Below are 15,024 nucleotides of genomic sequence, written 5' to 3' on the forward strand. Positions count from 1 at the left end.
CAGTTCCGCGCGATCGCCACCCGTTTCGACAAACTCGCCACCCGCTACAAGGCCGGAGTCCATCTCGCCGCACTGATCCTCTGGCTGCGCGAACCCACCCAAGATCGTTTGTCAGACACGGCCTAGGCCTCACGCGCAGCGGGCGGTTCCGATTGGTACCGCCCGCTCAATCATGCAAGTTCAGGCGCCTGCAGGGACGTCGTCCACCACTTAGACGTCGACCACGTCGCCCGCTCCCACTGTTACCTTGGCCAAGATCCTGCCCGCCTTGAGGATGGCGCTCTCATGACGGTCGGCGTCCGTGTGCGCGATCGCCGAAGGCGGCTTGGCCTGGCGGTTGCCGGGGCTCCGTGGTTGCCTCCGGCGTAGTTCAACGAAGGGGCCGCACAGCACCCCTGCCCCTCACCCCTCCACGACCCGCAGCAAGATCACTTTCCCTGGGCCGTCCGCAGGGTGGCCCGCCGGAGGCAAAGGGGTTTTGACCTGTATCGCCCTCCCCTCGCTGATCACTGCGGGTGTAGCGTCCCTGACTCGTTGTCAGTGGCGCCTGCCAGCATGACCAGTTGCGCGGGGAGACGCAGACGACCAGGGGGACGGCATGCCGAAAGTCAGGGAGCACATACGGGCCGGAGTGAAGGTGCGCGAGCACAACCGCTGGGGGTGGGGGGCACACCGGGAGATGGCCATCTTCCTGGGGATCGTGGCCGTGGTGTTCGTCGGCTCCACTGCGGCCGGATCATCCGACGGAGGGACCACGCAGAACCCGCGTCCGGGCAACACGGGGCAGTACCCGGTCAAGTTCCAGGACGCCGACCAGAAGCGGCCGTTGCCGAAGTCGACGGTGTCGTATCCGATTCCGTGGAACCGCGGGTGAGCCGCCGGCGCCGCTCGAGGCGGCAGAGGCACCAAGACCTCCTGTGGGTCTACGGCATCGCGGCGTTCTTCGGGCTGTCACTGGCGGTGGCACTGCTGCATTGGCTGCTCGCCCACTGGTGGGTGCTGCTGGTCCTCGCCGTGCTCGGCGCGGGCGGGGGCGGGTTATGGCTGTTCCAGCGTGTGCAGCGGGCCCACTGGGAGCAGGCCCAGGCCCGCGCGCTGCGCTACGGGCTGGCGCAGCTCGATGCCTTGCACCACCGGGAGTTCGAGTTCGCGATACGGGATCTGATGCGCCGCGACGGCTGCCCGGACGCGGTGCGGGTGGGCGGTGCGAACGACAACGGCGCGGACGTGAAGGCCACCGACCCGTACGGTCGACGCTGGGTGATCCAGTGCAAGCACCGCCGTGCCGGGCTGGCCGGCTCTGCGGTCGGCACGCCGGATCTGCAGGTCCTCAACGGCACCGCGCGGCCGGTGCACAAGGCGGACGTGGTCGTGCTGGTGACCAACGGCCGGTTCTCGAAGAAGGCGCCGCCGTTCGCTTCGGCGCAGCGGATCCACTTGGTGGACCGTGCGCTGCTCGGCACGTGGGCTGCCGGCTCGCGGCCGCTGTGGGAGCTGCTGCGGAAGGTCCCCCCTCCCCGCAGGCGGTCGTCGCTCTCTTGAGCGCACAACACCGTGTTGGGGAAGGCGAAGAGCCGGACCGCTCACTGAGCGGTGCCGGCTCGGTCGCGCGATCGCGATCATGCCGGTTGGTGCGCAGCTTCAGGCCGAGCCGCTCGGTGAGCCCGACGGTGCGCCCTGGTCCTGGGGTGGCCCCCGTGATGAAGTCATGAGCCATTCTTGCGCTGGTGTCTGGCCAACTACGTACAGCGGTCTCACTCTCGAAGTAACGGACATGGCTGGCATGTCGGTACAGAAGTGGCGGGCACTGCTTGTGTGGGAAGACAAGAGCGGACGATGGTCTTCGGAGCGCACGCTTACGAGCCAGGAGTGGGCGGTCTGGCATGTGCTCTGCGAAATCTGGGCTCTGCAATGGCTGTTGCCGGAGTCGGAGGTAGTCGAGGAGAGCGAAGACGAGCAGGCGGAGGAGCAGATGCTTGCCGCGGGGGCCTTGCTCCTGGCGCAGCCGAATGAGCCCTGGACCGGTCCTCAGCTCGCGTTGACGCCCTACCAGCAGCACCTCTTGGTCCAACTTCGGCTGCTTGCCGAGCTAGTGACTCCGGAACCTCCCGCATCTGCTGTGAAGACCACCGCGCAGCACGCCGCGCCCGACTCGCGGACTACCCCGCAGCCCGGCGTCAGTACTCCACCCGCGTCGAACCTCGACTGCGCGGGCCTGGCCGCTCCACCCTCGCTGTTCGACGCCCTGTTGACGCTCGCCGCCGGCGTGGTGCAGGTGTTGATCGGCTTCCACGTCGTAGGAGCCCTCGCGGCAATGGCGCATGGCGCCTTCAAGGTCGCGGCACCAGACTCTCCACTCACGGAGATCGCGGGCGTGGTGAGGAAGGCCCTGACGCCGCACCTCACCGTGATCCAGGAGAGCATCAAGATGATGGCGCCGCTTCCTGACAATGAGCGCTCTGGGCTCCGCGACACATTCTGCCTCGCGACGCACCAGATCACGGGAGGTGACGTCGGAGCCCTCAAGCATCAGTTGTTCCCGCCACGCGACACGGGCCCGTCGGCGAATCCGTCGGTGCAGAAGAGCTGCATCGACGCCGAACTCAGTCCTCGCTCGAGTGGGCAGCACGCCGGACCCCGTACCTCGGCGGAGGCGGGTACCGATAGCGACCCCGTGCCCGTGCCCGTGCACGAGGTTTCCCCTCGAGGGCGCCGGGTGGTGCACGAACAGCGTAGTGAGCCCCGGCCTCTAACCGACCCGCAGGCGTCGACACCGCAGGCGGCTCCCGACTCAGGTGCGAGCCTTCCGAGCGGCCCTGGGACAGTGCAGTCCAGGTAGGTGCGCCCGCCCCCGTCACCGACACGGCGCTCGAAGACGCCCGGTACGCGCTCACCGACCTACTCGACGACTTCACCGCCTGCACGGATGCGGGGGAGCGGCGCGGCTGTTCATCGTGGCCGAACTCGTCCGGCGCAGTGGCGAACTGGCACTGCTGACCCACGGCACCTGGGTCAGCAGTGGCAAGTGGCTGGCCCGGCGCCTGGAACCCGTCGCGCCGGACCTGGCCGCGCGCCTGGACGAGACGGTACAAGCCGCCCTGAGCGGGGCACCGGAGGGCCTCACCTCGCTGGTCACGGAAGTCCTCGACGCGGCGGGCGGACCGCTCTGTGAGGGATACCGGCCGCTGCGGACCGCGCAAGACGGACTGAACTCCTCGCGCCGAGAACCAGTTGTCGGGCGTTGCTGCGCAGGCCGATGCCCAGAGCCATTGAGAGCCTTTCCGCATGCTCAATCTCGATGGCATTCGGTGGCGTCTTCGAGCCGTTGCCCGCGCAGCATGAACCAGATTGTGGCTGCGGTGGCGAACAGTACGGCTGCCGCGAGTGCGGCCGCGGTTTCGAAGCCGTGGGTGAAGGCGTCCTGCGCCGCCGTGAGGAGGGCTTGCGCCTGCCCGTGAGGCAGTCGTATGGCTGCTTCGACGGCTCCGCCGAGGGAGTCGCGGGCGGCGGCTGCGGCGTCGGCCGGGATACCGGCGGGCATCGTGAAGTCCAGGTAGATGGCGGTGACGACGGATCCGAACAGGGCGATGCCCAGTGCCTCGCCGAGCGTGAAAGCGGTCTCGGACACGGCTGCGGCCGCGCTCGCCTGCTCCTTGGGCGCCGCGGTGAGGATGACGTCTGCGGTCACGGTGAAGGCCAGCCCGCCGCCGGCCCCGGCGCAGAACAGGGCCAGGCACAGCCACGCGGTGGGTGTGCCGGCGTGCAGGAAGGTGCAGGCAGCAAGGGCGAGCCCGACCATGGCCAGCCCCCCGCCCACGGCGGCGCGTACCGGGATGCGGCGGGCGATACGGCCCGCGAGCAGTCCGGTGACGATGGTGCCGATAGCGGCTGGCAGGGCCATGAAGCCGGCGTTCAACGGCGAGCGCATCTGCACCAGTTGCAGGAACTGGGGGAGGAAGAACAGCAGTCCGGCCAGCCCCATGGTTGCCAGCCCGTTCGCCAGCACAGACCCCAGGACGCCGCGTTCGCGAAACAGCCGCAGGTCCAGCAGCGGCGAGGCGAGCGTGTACTGCCGGCGGGCGAACCAGCCCAAGCACACGACACCCACCACCGCCGCGACCGCGACGTGCGGCCCGTACCCGTACACCAACTGCTCCTTCACGGCGTACACCACGCAGATGATGCCGATCAAGGACACCGCCACACTGAGCAGATCCCACGGACCCGGGTTCGGGTCCCGGGACTCGGGCAGCACCTTGCTGCCGACGATCACCAGGACGGCCGTCACCGGCAGGTTGATCAAAAAGACCGAGCCCCACCAGAAGTGCTCCAGGAGCAGACCGCCTACCAAAGGGCCTGCGGCGTTGCCCGCAGAGGCGGCGGCTCCCCACACGCCCAGCGCCAAGCTGCGCTCGCGCGGGTCGTGGAAGATATTCCGCAGCAGCCCCAGGGTGAGCGGCATCAGCGTCGCCCCGGCCACCCCCAGCAGCGCCCGCGCCGCGATCATCATCTCCGCACTGGTGGCATACGCGTTCAGGAGCGAGACCAGCCCGAACAGGGACGCGCCGACGAGCAGCAGCTTCTTGCGGCCGATCCGGTCGCTGAGACTGCCCATCGACACCAGCAGACCGGCCATAACCAGCGGATAGATGTCGCCGATCCACACCAGCTGCGTACCGGACGCCTCAAGATCCTCGGCGAGGAAGGGCGCCGCCAAACCCAGCACCGTCGCATCGACCGTCACCAGCAGCACACCGAGGACCAGGATCCCCAGCGCCAGCCAGCGCCCTTTCACCCGTGGACTATCCGTCACCACCAAAGGTGATCACACATCTGCCGGTGAGCAGCCGATATGTCCGCTGGATCCCTGCCTCGTGTCCACGCCGGGGAATTCACGCTGTGCGGCAGCTTCGATCTGACGGAGGCAGCGGTTCCTCAGCCGACCTCGGCCTGCGCTTCGGTGTGGGCCAGGCGGCAGGAGCTCGGTGCCGCATCAGCCGGCTCTCGGCAGGCGAGTCGTACGTTGAGGACGCAGCCCCCTTACGGCTCCGCGCCGTGCTCGACGAGGGGTCCTACTCGGCTACGGCCGATGCCGCCGCGCTGGCCGGCTCTGACCAGCTCAGAGCGTCGGATGACGCATTCGTATCGGGCAGTCCCTTGAGCCCGTTGTGAAAGGCTCGCTGCCGCCGTCGCACCGTCGGGATCGGCGCCACCTGCAGCAGCGGGGGTCTAGTGGGCCTGGCCCATGCGTGGCCGGGCGGGCGCGGGCTCGAGGTGGTCTTGGTGGACGACTTCCTCGGCGCCGCTGTCGAACCGCACTCGGAACTTTCCTTGGCGCAGGCCGTAGAGGACGGTGCCCTCGCCGCGGTCGGCCTTGTGTACCCGCTGGTTGGGGAGTACGTCGTTCATGTCGAGGTCTCCTTGTGGAGCAGGTGGCCGGGCGCGGTAGTGACGCGCAGGAACGCCGTCACGGTCTCGCGGTATCCGGTGTGCCCTGTCGCCCCGGCATGTCGGGTGGCCCACTCGTCGGTGGTGGCCTGGTCGATGACGGACACGGCAGGCGACTGGTCATCGCACGTGGTGCATTCGACGTGCCGTATTGGCCTGGAGGCGCCGGGGGTACGGTCGGGGCCGATGGTCCAGGTGGCGAGGCGCACGATCGCCTGGCCGCTCATCCGAAGTGCTCCGTCCTGGGACCGAGGGTGACCGCGATCGTCTGGCGGATTGCGCGCCGCAGCGCCTCAGCCTCCGTGAACAGTCGTTCCTCGTCGGGCTCTCGGGCCCAGTGAAGGAGATGCTCCGGGGCGCCAAGAGGCGGTACAGCCACGAACGTTGACGGGCCGCAGGCGTTCGTCTCCCGCTCGTCCCAACCCATGGTCGAATCAGGTGGGGTAAGGAAGAACAGCATCCGCGACCACGCGTCGCAGATGATTGCGCCGCACCTGTCGCCGAGGTGCTCGATCACCTTCAGGCCCAAGTGTCGGGAGATCAGCACCGCGTCGAAGTGGAGGCTGGCCTCGACGTGCCAGAACGTTCCGGGCTCGGGCAGCCACTCCAGCTGTCCTCTGGTAGTGGTCACTTGGTCACCGCCGCCGGGGAGCATCCGCAGGTCACGATGGGCCAGCACGTGCCGCCGAGGAGCGTGATGCTCCCCGCTGGGAGGAGATCCTTGGTGACGTTGCCGCAGAACCAGCACGCTTCCCCGTGCAGGCGAGCGATGCTGACGGGACGATCTATGACCGGTGCCGTGTCGGGTGGTGCCGTTGCCATGTCCCCGTTCCCATCTGCCGGTTTGTGTGGTGAGGCAGATGGTGGCTCAGAAAATGGGCAACAAGTGACACACCTTGTGTCACCTCGTATCGCTCGAACGAGGCTTGAGGTTCAGACGGCGCCGATCCACTGGGCGAAGCTGGTCAAAGTCTCGGCGTCGGCGCGCTTCAACCGGCGCAGGGCGGCGGCGTCTTCGCGGGCCCACGGGTGTTCGCGAGTGTGCTGCGGAGCGATCCGGCGCGCCACCTCCAACGACTCGAAGGCGTCATCCGCGAGCCCTGCCCACAGTTGGGCGCGGGCGAGCTCGATGTAGAACCCAGAACGGCGTTCCGCGGGCAGATCGGCGGGCGGCTTCCATTCGCGGGCGACGTCGAGGGCGCTCGTCGCGTGGTCACTGCCCAGGCTGACTGCCACCGAGACCTTATGGATGCGTACCGTGTCCGGCCCGAACGCCGTCCCCTGGTACACGTCCTCGGGGACCTGGTCGCCGAACCGGCCCGCTTCCGCGAGGTGCGCGTGTGCCGCGGCGTCGTCTCCGGCCCGGCCGGCGATGACCGCGGCCCGCATGTGGAGCGCTCCGCGGGCGGCGGTGGCCGGCGCCCCGATTGGTGCGGGCGCGCGATCCAACGCCTGCTCGAGGGCGCGTAATCCGGGCCGGAAGGCGTGGGCTGCGAAGAACGTCTGCGTGCGTACGTACGCGACGGTGGCGTGTAGTAGCGGGTCGTCAGTCTGTGACGAGGACCAGCGCATCAACTCGACCATGCGGGCGGACAGGTCGTGCGAGCCGAACTTGTAGGCGGCGGCGTCCGCGGTTCGCAGGGCCGCGGTCATGAGGGGCGCCGCTTCGGGGTGTGCCTGTATGGCCCGGGCCAACTCGGCAAGAAGGTCGGGCAGATGCCGGGCGATCTTCATGTACTGGGCTGCGAGTCGCCACGTGGTGGCCTTCGCTACTTCGGCGCGGAGGTCAACGAGGGGGCGGACGGGTCCGTCGTCGGGGACGTCGTATGCGGCGATGGCTGCGGACAGGTGGGGGAGTGCGTCGCGGACGCGGTTGTCGACGCGTCCGCTTGCGGCAAGAAGGTGGGCGGGGTCGATGGCGAGGGCTTCGGCGAGCGCGTCGAGTGTGTCGTCGCTCGGGTGCCGGCTGCCCTGCTCGATCTTGCGGACGTGGCTGGGTGACACGAACGCTGCGCGTGCGAGGTCGTCTTGGGTCATGCGGCGGGCGCGGCGGATGGTGGCGATGCGGGCTCCTACGTCGCGCCCTGGGTTCGCGGGCATACTGAGCTCCGTTCGGTGCAGCCACTGCGCACCGTACCCGCGCGCAAACGTGCGCAGTACGCGAACGGCCCCATCCGTCAACGTGCAGGTGGGGTTGGCGCGTTGAGGTCAGTCGGCGATGAAAGCCGTCAGCTCGGTGAGGCTGTCGATGCGCCAATCCGCGGCCGCCCAGACGTCGGGATCGTCGGCCCACAGATGCCCCCACGGGCCGCGTCGCAGCACCGCCACGCGTAGGCCCGCCGCCTTTGCCGGGTAGAGGTCGTTCGCCGGATGGTCACCGACGTACACCGTCTCGTGCGGCGCAGCGCCGGACGCGTCGAGGACCCGGGCGAAGAACTCCGGCGACGGCTTCGCGCACCCCCACTCACCCGACGTCACGATCAGATCTGCGGGCAGATTCATCGAGCGGAGGATCTCGCCGACGCGCGGAGTCTGATTGCCGGCGATGATGACGCGGACGCCGAGCTTACGCAGTCCACCGAGGGCGGGCCGTACGTCCTCGTACAGGTCGTCCTCGTCGAGCACCTCGCCCATGCCGGCCGCCTCGCGGGCCGCGTACTCCGCCTTCACGTCGATGCCGGGGCGGAGCAGGCCCAGGGCGTCGGCGTTGTCGCGGCCCTGCGCGGTGACGGCGCCGACGAGGGCGGCGAGGGTGTAGCGGGGGGCGCCGAGCCAGTCGGCCCAGCGGTTCCAGTAGCGGTCGTCCCGTGTGAGGGTTTCGCCGATGTCGAACACGATCGTCTCAATCATCGGTGTTCAGCCTACGACGGTGGGGGAGTGGCCGTATGCCCACCGAGTCGTTGCCCACTGGACAGGCTCGGTGCGCACCGGGTGCATGTGTCTGTGCACCTGGTGCGCAGGCATCCCCGGTGTCCTGTGGCTGTCACTGTGCAGCGGGTGCGCAGCGGCGCCTTTGGTGGTCGGGCCGACCACGGACTCGACCGTGTCTGCTTGCCTGCGGTGGTCGGCCTGACCACCGCCGCGTTCCCGTCCGCCGCGCCCGTCTGCGGCCGGCTGCCGTCAGACCGTGCTCAACGGGGTCCTGCACGTTGCTTCTTCTGGTCTTTGTTCACGCATTGGGGTAGCAGATGTCGGCAACTTCGGGTGGTACGAGGGTCTGGTGTTGGTCGATTGCCGGGCCGCCGGCCGTTGATGCGCAGCGCTCACCGAGTAGATGCGCAGTGGGTGCAAGTGCCTGCGCACCGGTGCCTGCGCATCAGCGCGCACCGGTACCTGTGCACCGGCTGTGCACCGGTGTCTGCGCATCCGCTGCGCACCGGTGTGGGTTTGTACGTGGGAGCTGACACCACTTGTCGCTCAGAGCGGGGAACGCCCGGTTTCGCCGGAGGGCGATGTATCTGGGTTATGGCAACACCGGGGGTCTTGCGGTGGGAGCCTGAGGGCGCCCTGCGGGATAAGGGTGCGATGGCGCCACCGAAGTCCAAGGTCGATCTGTACGCGGCGAGCAGAAGCCTTCCAGACAGGAGCCCATGCGATGCCCCGAGAAATCATCTCCACCCCCGAGGCGCCGGAGTACCCCAGCTACAGCCAGGCAGCCAAGGTTGGCGACACGATCTACGTTGCTGGAACAGTCGGAGTCGATGTGGCGACCGGTGAGCTCGCAGGACCCACGATCCAGGAGCAGACCCGCCAATCGTTGCTCAACTGCCAGGCGATCCTGCGCGCCGGTGGCGCCGAACTGAGCAACGCCGTCATGGTCCACACCTTGCTCATGCGACCCGAAGACGCCGACGGCATCATCGAGGTCTTCGACGAGTTCTTCCCCGACGTGCGGCCACCGCGCTGCGTGAGCAAACTGGGTGTCGACCGGCCAGGGATCCTGGTGTCGATTGCCATGGTGGCCGTCACAGACTGAGCCATTCCGCACGCTGGATGCCGCTCCGATTTCGGGAACAGGCACCCGAAACGTTGCTACTTCTCATTGAACTTTCGATAAACGCTGTCCACTCTCACCTACGAAACCACCGGGGTCTGCGCGTCAGTGCGCATTGGTGTTTGTGTAGCTGCGTACGGGGTGCGCAGGCATCTCTGCTGTGGCCGCTCCTGCGCGCGGGTGTGCAGTGGAGTTTTTATGGTCGGCCCGACCACGACTTCTTGTCCTTGCGGTCGGGGTTCGTGGTCGGGCCGACCACGATTCCTTACCGGAGGCGGTCGGTCCGACCACCGCCGCCGCGTCGGTCGCAGTCACGCAGGATCTTGTAGGTCTTCATGCGGGCGAAGCGGAACTCGACGTGCACGGCATGACCTGCGGGTTCATATCGATCACCCGCCGCGCACCGACCACCCTTCAGGAGCGGAGGGACAGCAGGATGCGGCGCCTATACAGGTTGATGTCGACGACTTCGACCATGACCTCATCACCGTGCTGCAAGACGCTCTCAGGCTCATCCGCGTCGCGTGCTGCGAGCTCATGGATCGGTACCAGTCCCGCGAAATTCTCGTGGAGCATGACGAACGCTCCGATCCTCACGACTCTCTCCACGCGGCCCGGAATCACCCGACCGAACTGGCCACGAGCGAACTCCTCCAGCGGATCCGGACAAAGCGCCTTCAGCGAGAGGGAAGCCTGTTCCCGCTCCATGTCGACACCCAGGACCACGATGGCGACCTCCTGTCCGACCTCCACGACGTCCGACACCGCGTCGACGTGAGCCCAGGACAACTCGGCCACGTTCACCAGTCCGTCGAAGCCGCCGATATCGACGAACGCGCCGAACCCCTCGATGGACGACACCACCCCTTTGCAGACCTGGCCCGGCTCCAACGCCTCCAGGACCTTCCGGCGATCTCTGTCTGCCGTCTCCGCCATGCTGCCACCCCTTCTCCAGCGGCCAAGACTCTCACGTCAGACCAGCGCGAGGGAGGCACCGGAGTGGCTTCGGGTGGGGCCAACTCTCGTCCCTGCTTCCCGCCTTGAAGATCGACAAGTGGGGCCAGAACTCGTCGCTAAGTGGGGCCATGACTCATCGGTGAAGCCAGCAGCCGGGAGGTCGGCTATGTGGCAGCGCACTGCGATGCGCGTCACTCCCGTGCAGTCGGCCATTGATGCGCACCGCCCACCGAGTGGATGCGCGCTGGACAGGCTCGGTGCGCATCGGGTGCTTATGCACCTGCGTACTGGGTGTGCATGCATCCCCGCTGTGCTGTGGCTGCTCCTGCGCACGGGTGCGCAGTGGTGTTCTTGGTGGTCGGCCCGACCACGACTCCTTACCTGCGATGGTCGGCCCGACCACCGCCGCGTACACGTCTGACCTCGACTGCTACCGGCCGTCGTCAGACTGCGGGCCCACAGGGGGTTCTTGCGTGCTGTTTCCTCGATTGCTGCCCTGTGAGTGCGGTCTGTGGCCGGGGAGTTGCCACGCTCCGGCCCCTGGCCCGGCACGCTCCGGCCCAGGGCTTGGCTTCGGTCAGGGCCTGGGGCCCGACCGGAGGTGGTCCGGGGATCGGTCGGGGGTTGGTCTGTACTGCGCACGCTGTCGCGGTCTTTTGTGGTGTGTCCTCGTGATGTCACTGTGGAACCTACTTTGGTGCCCGGTATCCGGCCGGCCGGTAGACCCGCAGGCAGCTTGGCAGGAATCGCTGCGCACCGCTCTGTCACGACCCTCTTCTCTCTTCCTGTACTTGGGTGTGGTGTCGGTGGGGGTAGGAGAGCATCGGGTCCGGGACCCGGATTGCCCTTTGGCGGCCGGGCTGGCCGGCGGGGACTGGGCTGCTTGGGTGCGGTCGGGGTGTGCGGTAGGTGCCGCGCGCGAAGGCCATCGAGCCCGCCGCATGGGGCGCCCGCGATACCCACCCCCGCCTGTGCGACGCCGGCAAGCAGCAAGCCCTCACCACCGAACACCACGCCGAGCAACCCCAACCCGAGCAACCCCAACCCCAACCCCAACGCGAGCACCAGGAGCAGGAGCAGGATCAGGCCGTGCCCCAGCAGAAAACCGGCGGCGGCACCTGGCGCTCCCGCTTCCGCGCCTGATCTCCGGGCGGAGTCAGCGGCCGGGGCGGGCACTCTTGAGCCGGAACCGTCCGCGGCTGCCTTGCGGCGGTGACGTCTCCACTCCTTGAGCGTGTGGTGCGTTGGCACGTGGTGTCGTGAGGGTCGGCGATGATGAGGGGTGCCGTATAGCTGATCTGTGAAGGAGTGTTGATGGCGAGCCGTATTCACCAGCCGATGGAGGGCGCGGAGTTTGATTTCATCCTCGCCAAGTCGGCAGGACCGGTGCTTGCCTTCTTCTGCGGGACCTGGCCCAAGGCCGTGGAGGTATGCCGGCAGATGGACGGTCTTGTGCGTGAGCTGGTCGAGGAGTACGGGGATCGTCTGACGGCCGTGAAGGTCGACATGACGCGCTGCCCGGAGCCGACGCGGCGATTCGATGTCACCTCCGCTCCGACATTCCTCCTGATCGAGCAGAAGGAAGTGGTGGCCGTATGGCAGGGGCCGCTGGCCTTGGAGGGGCTCAGGGAGTTCGTGGCCCCGCACGTGTGAGGAGGTGAGGATATCCGGGCCGTGGCCGGGTGTTCGCCGCTGCTCGCTCTTGAGGCCTGGGTGGGCCTGACCGCGATCCGCTAGGGTTCGGCGGGATGGAGCTCGGCGGCCGTTCCGTGGCAGGCCGGGCAGGGGGAGATATGGCTGAAGACCCAGAGCGTCGGCAGAGGTCAGAGCGGACATCGGCCATCGGATGTGTGGTGGGCTTTGCGGTGCTGGTGGCAGCGGTTGTGGGGACGATGATCTTCGGGCGCTAACGCGCCCCATAGTCTCACCGCCGCCGCGTAGGGAGCGATAGCCGGCCTGCTTTTGCCGCGCGCCGTTTACCGGTTCGCCGCCCCGGCTGGGCAGCCCTGGCGCACCTCCTGCTCGCAGGACCATCCGATCGTCGGCTGGCTCGGCCGAGCCCGCTGCAGCGACTGCACCCGACGCGCAGGCCTCGCGCCCGATCTCCTGACGTAGCGACAGCGGAGCCGCCATCGGTGTGCAGCGCCGGGAGGCCGGCTTCGCAGGAGTGCCGCTTGTTGCGTGTCGCTCCCGAGCTGCCGGCACTTGATGCGCATCGCCCGCTGACTGGATGCGCACTGGACAGGATCGGTGCGCACTGGGTGTATGTGTCTGCGCAGCGCTGCGCACCGCTGTCTGTGTACCCGCTGCGCACCGGGTGCGTATTGGTGTTTGTGTGCCTGCGCACTGGGTGCGCATTCAGCCCTGGTGTGCGGTGGCTGTTACTGGGCACGGGGGCGCTCTGGTGTCTGTGGTGGTCGGGTCCGTGGTCGGCCCGACGACGATTCGGTATCGGCAGTGGTCGGCCCGACCGCGGGCACGACCACGACTCTCTACCTGCGGCGGTCGGCCCGACCACCGCCGCGTTCCCGTTGCCCCCGCCCGCCAGGCCAGGGGGATGCCGCCTATCGGGCCGTTGAAGCCGACCAGCCCATCTGCCCGGAGATGGTTGCTCGCCCCGTCGGCGAACGGGTCACCGCCGCTGTCAGACGCAGCGGCGAGGATGGGCGTCATGACGAGGACAGCAGCGGATTACAGGTGGTTCGAGGACGACTTTCCAGACATCGCAGAGGCGTACTGCTTCACCTTGGTACGGGGCCTGTCGCCTGCCGAGCTGACGTCTCGGCTCGAAGGGCGACCGGAGATACCACTGCGCGGCATAGCCGCAGTCGTCGACGCCGCCTTCGCCCAGTACGACCTGGAGGGAGGGGACCGACAGCTGGTCGCCATGACGCCTGTGGGCACTTGGACGCTGCTGATCGAGCCCAACGGTTATCTGGGCGTCACCGAAGAACGAGTGCTGCCAGCCTCCGCAGGGACGTGCTGGGTCTCGCACTTCGTCAACATCAACGGTGTCGGCACCTTCCTGTGGGCACAGGACCAGGTCTTGCGTCTGTGCTTTGACCCCATGTTCCTGGAGGACCGCTGGGGCGCCGCACCCGATGAACTCCTCGACGTCATGCACCGGATCGGCTTCCACTTCGACAACGACCCGGAAATGGATGTGTCCTCGCCGGCAGGCTTCGCTCTGGCCGAGCACCTGACCGGCATCGCCATCACGCCCGCACTGCTCCAGGACACGACGTTCACCTGCGCCACCGTACAGATTCGCTAACCCGCCTCCTGACCGGCACGCACCCTCCGCCTGCAGTCGGAAACTGTCTCAACTGTGCGAGAGGTTGCGCTGGATGGGAGCAACGACGGGGTTCGCGGGTGAGTTGGTCGTCGGCACTGGCCAGCTACGAACCCGGGGCCTCTATGTTCTTCGTCAAGCGTTTGGGTGGCCTCGGCCTGAGGTTCGATCTTCTCTGTGGAGCGTGAGACTGTCTGGTCATGCCGGAGATGACGAGTGCGTTGAAGGCAGCCTTGACTGCGGCGTCGTCTCCTTCATCGGCGCAACGCGTTTGCGCCGGGCAGGCTCTTGCTTCCTCTGCTGATGTCTCTGAGGTTGCGGAGGCGCTGGTGGGGCTGCTGCTGGACGTTGAGGACACGGCGGTGACCCGACAGACGGCAGAGGCATTGACCCGGGTGGGGACGGTGGCTGCCATAAGGCTTGTCGCTCTTGCGGTTGCCGAGGCTGACGACAACCAGGCCGATTGGCTGCAGACCGGGGTGCATGACGCTCTCGCGGGAACGGGCAGTGTGCCGGACGTCGCAGCGGCCTGCGGGAAGCTTGCCCGGGATCCGGAAGAAGCTGTCCGTCGTGGCGCCGCAGATATCTGGGCATGGGCAGACGGCACGAGGTCCTGATCTGCATCGACATCTCTGTGCGCCTGTTCATGCCGCTGTCGCCTGGGAGGCCAACACCATCGGCCTGTATGGGGCGCCCGCGGTGACGCAGCAGACCGTGACGGGCTCTCGCGCCGACGGCACGGCCCTGCGAGCCCGCTGACGGTGCTGGCCGCCTGCGGCCTGAACGGCCGACCAGAGCACCCCATGAGCGCGCCCACCACCGAGGACTCCGGCGAGATGGGGGTACTGCCGAGTAGAAGGCGGCCAGGGGCGCCCGTCCTGTACCCAGGCCCACGTCCAGGTTCAAGGTTTGTGCAATGTCTGTGCAGGGTCAGCCCGCAAAACTGTGCCTGCAAGCTCCACGTGCATGCCCTGGCCGGCCCCGGGAGCGACACGACCTTTTACTGGTGGTCCTTCAGCCGCCACGGTCGCCCGTCTGGTACCAGTTCACGCACCGACCCCGCGGACCCCCCCCAGAAAAGACCCAGAAGGCAACCACATGCGCTTTGCACGGCTGCTCGCAGGAACCACAGCCACCATCACCGCCACAATCGGACTCAGCCTGGCAACCGCGGCACCTGCCTCCGCCGCCGACGGCAGCTGGCGTGCCTAGAGGTTGTCCCGTAACCGGTGTGGCTCCTGGGGCGTTGTCCGGTCATGGGTGGGGTGATCTCAGCAGATGATCCGAAATGGATCGAGCCGTTCGTCGGGTTGAGCCCGGAGCAGTTCAACCG

15 protein-coding genes and 2 pseudogenes are annotated in these 15,024 nt (G+C 67.7%); 10 read left to right on the forward strand and 7 right to left on the reverse strand.

The genetic code is table 11. From position 1 onward, the window contains the following. The 4 genes and pseudogenes from G6045_RS40975 to G6045_RS32210 all read left to right on the forward strand — a co-directional run. Positions 1-126: pseudogene (locus tag G6045_RS40975) on the forward strand (IS5/IS1182 family transposase); the annotation flags it as partial. Positions 127-598: 472 nt separating this feature from the next. After that, the gene (locus G6045_RS41705) at positions 599-874 is read left to right on the forward strand and encodes a hypothetical protein (RefSeq protein WP_235968449.1); all 276 of its coding nucleotides are present in this window, start codon (positions 599-601) and stop codon (positions 872-874) included. Beyond that, entirely contained in the window at positions 871-1,542 is a 672-nt protein-coding gene (locus tag G6045_RS41710) for a restriction endonuclease (protein ID WP_328707979.1), read from the forward strand. Before G6045_RS41705 ends, G6045_RS41710 begins: the two co-directional genes overlap by 4 nt. 241 nt (positions 1,543-1,783) lie before the next feature. Then, a complete protein-coding gene (locus tag G6045_RS32210; protein ID WP_165335715.1) occupies positions 1,784-2,839 on the forward strand; it encodes a hypothetical protein in 1,056 nt (351 codons plus the stop codon). A 450-nt stretch (positions 2,840-3,289) separates the two neighbouring features. On the opposite strand, the gene G6045_RS32220 is transcribed toward G6045_RS32210, so the two are convergent. The 6 genes from G6045_RS32220 to G6045_RS32245 all read right to left on the reverse strand — a co-directional run bounded on the left by G6045_RS32220 (position 3,290) and on the right by G6045_RS32245 (position 8,298). Further along, positions 3,290-4,795, reverse strand: coding sequence for an MFS transporter (locus G6045_RS32220; protein ID WP_328707980.1), 1,506 nt, complete (start codon positions 4,793-4,795; stop codon positions 3,290-3,292). Positions 4,796-5,229: 434 nt separating this feature from the next. Continuing rightward, positions 5,230-5,409, reverse strand: coding sequence for a hypothetical protein (locus G6045_RS32225; protein ID WP_165335717.1), 180 nt, complete (start codon positions 5,407-5,409; stop codon positions 5,230-5,232). Beyond that, positions 5,406-5,675 (reverse strand): DUF7848 domain-containing protein, encoded by a 270-nt coding sequence (locus G6045_RS32230; RefSeq protein ID WP_165335718.1) that lies wholly within the window; start codon positions 5,673-5,675, stop codon positions 5,406-5,408. Before G6045_RS32230 ends, G6045_RS32225 begins: the two co-directional genes overlap by 4 nt. Beyond that, entirely contained in the window at positions 5,672-6,079 is a 408-nt protein-coding gene (locus G6045_RS32235; RefSeq protein ID WP_165335719.1) for a hypothetical protein, read from the reverse strand. The genes G6045_RS32230 and G6045_RS32235 overlap by 4 nt, the downstream gene beginning before the upstream one ends. Before the next feature lie 302 nt (positions 6,080-6,381). After that, positions 6,382-7,548, reverse strand: a complete 1,167-nt coding sequence (locus G6045_RS32240) for a helix-turn-helix domain-containing protein (RefSeq protein WP_165335720.1) — start codon at positions 7,546-7,548, stop codon at positions 6,382-6,384. Between the two features lie 108 nt (positions 7,549-7,656). Beyond that, positions 7,657-8,298, reverse strand: a complete 642-nt coding sequence (locus G6045_RS32245; RefSeq protein ID WP_206344468.1) for an HAD family hydrolase — start codon at positions 8,296-8,298, stop codon at positions 7,657-7,659. A gap of 745 nt (positions 8,299-9,043) precedes the next feature. On the opposite strand from G6045_RS32245, the gene G6045_RS32250 reads away from it, so the two are divergent. Further along, on the forward strand, positions 9,044-9,424 hold the full coding sequence (locus tag G6045_RS32250; protein ID WP_165335721.1) for a RidA family protein: 381 nt from the start codon (positions 9,044-9,046) through the stop codon (positions 9,422-9,424). A gap of 432 nt (positions 9,425-9,856) precedes the next feature. Here the strand turns inward: G6045_RS32250 and G6045_RS32255 are convergent, their stop codons facing one another. Next, entirely contained in the window at positions 9,857-10,378 is a 522-nt protein-coding gene (locus G6045_RS32255; RefSeq protein ID WP_165335722.1) for a S1 RNA-binding domain-containing protein, read from the reverse strand. Between the two features lie 930 nt (positions 10,379-11,308). Between G6045_RS32255 and G6045_RS32260 the strand changes: the two genes are divergently transcribed. From G6045_RS32260 to G6045_RS32280, 5 genes and pseudogenes are all read left to right on the forward strand, one after another. Further along, complete coding sequence (locus tag G6045_RS32260) at positions 11,309-11,542, forward strand: hypothetical protein (protein ID WP_165335723.1); 234 nt, start codon at positions 11,309-11,311, stop codon at positions 11,540-11,542. 171 nt (positions 11,543-11,713) lie between these two features. Further along, the gene (locus G6045_RS32265; RefSeq protein ID WP_165335724.1) at positions 11,714-12,052 is read left to right on the forward strand and encodes a thioredoxin family protein; all 339 of its coding nucleotides are present in this window, start codon (positions 11,714-11,716) and stop codon (positions 12,050-12,052) included. 1,018 nt (positions 12,053-13,070) lie between these two features. Beyond that, a complete protein-coding gene (locus tag G6045_RS32270; RefSeq protein ID WP_165335725.1) occupies positions 13,071-13,673 on the forward strand; it encodes a DUF6461 domain-containing protein in 603 nt (200 codons plus the stop codon). A gap of 218 nt (positions 13,674-13,891) precedes the next feature. Next, entirely contained in the window at positions 13,892-14,308 is a 417-nt protein-coding gene (locus tag G6045_RS32275) for a hypothetical protein (protein WP_235968450.1), read from the forward strand. A 639-nt stretch (positions 14,309-14,947) separates the two neighbouring features. Next, positions 14,948-15,024: pseudogene (locus tag G6045_RS32280) on the forward strand (IS5/IS1182 family transposase); the annotation flags it as partial.

It is taken from the genome of Streptomyces mesophilus, from assembly GCF_011044995.1.
GTDB lineage: Bacteria > Actinomycetota > Actinomycetes > Streptomycetales > Streptomycetaceae > Streptomyces > Streptomyces mesophilus.